This is a genomic window from Collinsella sp. AM29-10AC (genome assembly GCF_003469085.1).
GTDB lineage: Bacteria > Actinomycetota > Coriobacteriia > Coriobacteriales > Coriobacteriaceae > Collinsella.
On the sequence record NZ_QSKB01000051.1, the window covers coordinates 1 to 3022 of the forward strand.

The 3022-nt window shown below is 54.3% G+C and carries 4 protein-coding genes; 3 read left to right on the top strand and 1 reads right to left on the bottom strand.

Translation table 11 applies throughout. The features are described 5' to 3' along the window. Positions 1 to 228: 228 nt before the first annotated feature. On the bottom strand, positions 229 to 789 hold the full coding sequence (locus tag DW754_RS10710; protein ID WP_117759916.1) for a TetR/AcrR family transcriptional regulator: 561 nt from the start codon (positions 787 to 789) through the stop codon (positions 229 to 231). Between the two features lie 143 nt (positions 790 to 932). Between DW754_RS10710 and DW754_RS10715 the strand changes: the two genes are divergently transcribed. Genes DW754_RS10715 through DW754_RS10725 form a run of 3 tightly spaced genes read left to right on the top strand, consistent with a single transcriptional unit; the run spans position 933 to position 2715 of the window. Continuing rightward, on the top strand, positions 933 to 1133 hold the full coding sequence (locus DW754_RS10715; RefSeq protein WP_117759917.1) for a hypothetical protein: 201 nt from the start codon (positions 933 to 935) through the stop codon (positions 1131 to 1133). Beyond that, entirely contained in the window at positions 1130 to 1819 is a 690-nt protein-coding gene (locus DW754_RS10720; RefSeq protein WP_055252677.1) for a radical SAM mobile pair protein A, read from the top strand. The genes DW754_RS10715 and DW754_RS10720 overlap by 4 nt, the downstream gene beginning before the upstream one ends. Next, positions 1807 to 2715 (top strand): radical SAM mobile pair protein B, encoded by a 909-nt coding sequence (locus tag DW754_RS10725; protein ID WP_117759919.1) that lies wholly within the window; start codon positions 1807 to 1809, stop codon positions 2713 to 2715. Before DW754_RS10720 ends, DW754_RS10725 begins: the two co-directional genes overlap by 13 nt. The last annotated feature ends 307 nt before the right edge of the window (positions 2716 to 3022 follow it).

Sequence of the window (3022 nt, forward strand, 5' to 3'; positions counted from 1 at the left end):
CATGACCGCGAAGCTGCCGGATGCGCACCTTTTGAGCGTAAACATCTCGGGCGGCTCGGCTCCGTTGCAGCTTGGAAGCAAGGCAGGGGCGATCCAGGCCGATTTGGGCGCCCTGCTCTCGGTGGCGCGGGCAGGTGGCGAGTAACGCGGAGCGGTAGACGCGCAATGAGGTTTTAGCCGCAGCCTCCGAACGAGAGGGCTCGGAGGCTGGTATTCCTGAATCGCAGGTCACGATGGGTTATCGGAATCGCGAAGAGCGGATACCGCCAGTAAGCCCCCTTCGGAATAGGCGTTGAGCAGCTCCTGGGCATGGGTGAACTCGGGGCCTCGTCTCCAGCCGAGCAGGCGGTTGACGGCCAGATTGCCCTGGACGTTGTGGATGAAGAGCAGGAAGGCGTCTTCGCGTGAAAGCCCTGTTTTCTCCATGACCCAGGGAACCATCTGCTCCGCTCCGCGTTCTATGACGCGCTGGGCTACGCGAGCGTATGCGTCGCTGTCCGAATAAAGCAGGCGATAATCGTCGTCTGCCGGCGGACGCTGGCAAAGCGTTGCCGATTCAACCCCCTCAAGCGGGGGAGCCGCTGCCAATGCCTCGTCGATAAGCGCATCGAGCAGCGCGTACTTATCCTCGCAATGCAGATAGAACGTTCCCCGGTTGATCTCGGCGCGGCGGCAGATGTCCGCCACCGTCATCTTCGCGAAGCCGACCTCGGCCAGCAGCGCGAAGAACGCCTCCTGTATGACCGAGAGGGTGTAGCGCCGCCGGCGGTCGATCTTGGTTTCTCCCATCGCCTCTCCAATCTGAGTCGTTTGACAATGTCCAGTAGCTGTTCGTTTATCGACAGGTGCACGCGTTTGTTCATTGCCCCTGCGAAAATCAACAAGGATACTGTTTATAGACACCTGTTTTTTATAGCTGAAAGGGAGCACGGATGACCCTGTGCGAGAAGCTCGGCATCGGGCTTGTCAGCCGATCGTTTTCCCATCGGGCCGTCTATCGAAACGGCGGCACGTCATACGATTTGAGCGATTGCGAGCCTGCTGCTTGCAAGCAAGATATCGAGGCTTTTGTCCGCAAGGTGGGGGAGGCTGATTGTGTGTTTACGGGAGAGGCAGGTAGGCAGGCGTTATGAGCATCTGCATCAAAAATCAGATTCAGAATATGAATATCGTCATCGGCTGCACGGTGGGGTGTCCATATTGCTATGCCCGTAACAATGTGAAACGTTGGCATATGATTGACGACTTCGCTGATCCTGCGTTCTTCCCGAGCAAGCTCAAGATGATGGAAAAGAAACGCCCGCAGAACTTTCTCCTTACCGGCATGAGCGATCTCTCCGGGTGGAAGCTGGAATGGCGAGACGAGGTATTTGCAAAGATCCATGAGAATCCACAGCATCAGTTCCTGTTCCTGACCAAGAGACCCGATTTGCTGGATTTAGATACCGACCTGGAAAACGCATGGTTCGGCGTTACGGTGACGAGGAAAGCGGAGCTGTGGCGTATCGACGCCCTTCGGAAAAACGTCAAAGCAAATCACTTCTTCGTTACTTTTGAGCCGCTATTCGACGATCCCGGTACGGTCGACCTTTCCGGAATCAACTGGATCGTCGTCGGTACCATGACCGGGGCGCAGAGCAGGAAGGTTCATACGGAACCGGAGTGGGCATGGTCTTTGACGGACCAGGCGCACGCGCTTGGCATTCCAATGTTTATGAAGGAAGACCTCGTCTCTGTCATAGGGGACGAAAACATGATTCAGGAATTGCCGGAAGAATTCGAAAGAGTGCTGGAGGTGCAGAGAACATGGCGGAAGTGATCGATGGAATCCTCATCAATGAGGTGGAAGCAAAGAACATCATGACCAAGTCCAGCCTGCCGGTAGGCGGCTACTCGGTCAATCCCTATGTAGGCTGCACGCATGCCTGTAAGTATTGCTATGCCTCCTTTATGAAGCGCTTTACCGGACACAAGGAGGAATGGGGCACCTTTCTTGATGTGAAGCATTGGCCGGAAATCAAGAATCCGAAGAAATACGCTGGACAGCGGGTGGTTATCGGTTCTGTGACGGATGGCTACAATCCACAGGAGGAGCGATTCGGGAATACCAGGAAACTCCTGGAGCAGCTGATTGGCAGCGATGCAGATATTCTGATCTGCACAAAGTCCAATCTTGTGGTACGGGATATCGATCTGCTGAAGAGGCTTGGACGAGTGACCGTTTCATGGTCGATCAACACGCTGGATGAGAACTTCAAGAACGATATGGACTCCGCGTCGAGCATCGAGCGTCGTATCGCTGCTATGAAGCAGGTGTATGACGAAGGTATCCGTACGGTCTGCTTCGTGTCCCCGGTATTTCCCGGCATCACGGATTTTGAGATGATTTTTGAGCGAGTAAAGGATCGGTGCGATTTGTTTTGGCTCGAAAATCTCAATCTTCGGGGTGGTTTCAAAAAAGCGATCCTGGATTATATCGCCGAGAAACATCCCAATCTCGTACCGCTTTACGATGAGATCTATAACAAGCGCAACCGTAGCTATTTTGAAGCGCTTGAAGTAAAAGCCGAGGAAATGGCCAAGAAGTACGATTGCCCCTTTGTGGACAACGAAATGCCTTATGGCAGAGTCCCCCAGGGGCATCCGGTGATCGTGGACTACTTCTATCACGAGGAAGTCCGAGGGTCAGATAATAGCGGAAAAAGAAATCGTTAAACGGAAACCGACGACGATTCGCTCGAGCGATTAGCGTCCACGCGTGGCTTCTGCCGATTGGCGCAACGGGCGACGGATTGAGGGATCGCTCGGGCGGATGATCCCGCTGCAGTACAGGCGGTCGCTCAATTTAGCGGCATGAGCGTTTTCGCACGGAAAACCAGTATCCCCTGTGCCGAGTTTAATCGTAGCGAATACAATGGGCACTGAGCATCAATCGAAAGTAGTCAAGAGCCTTTTCGACGGCTTCTACTACCTCTACCCCAGCCTCGAGCAGCGATGGGCATACTATGCGCGATACATCGAC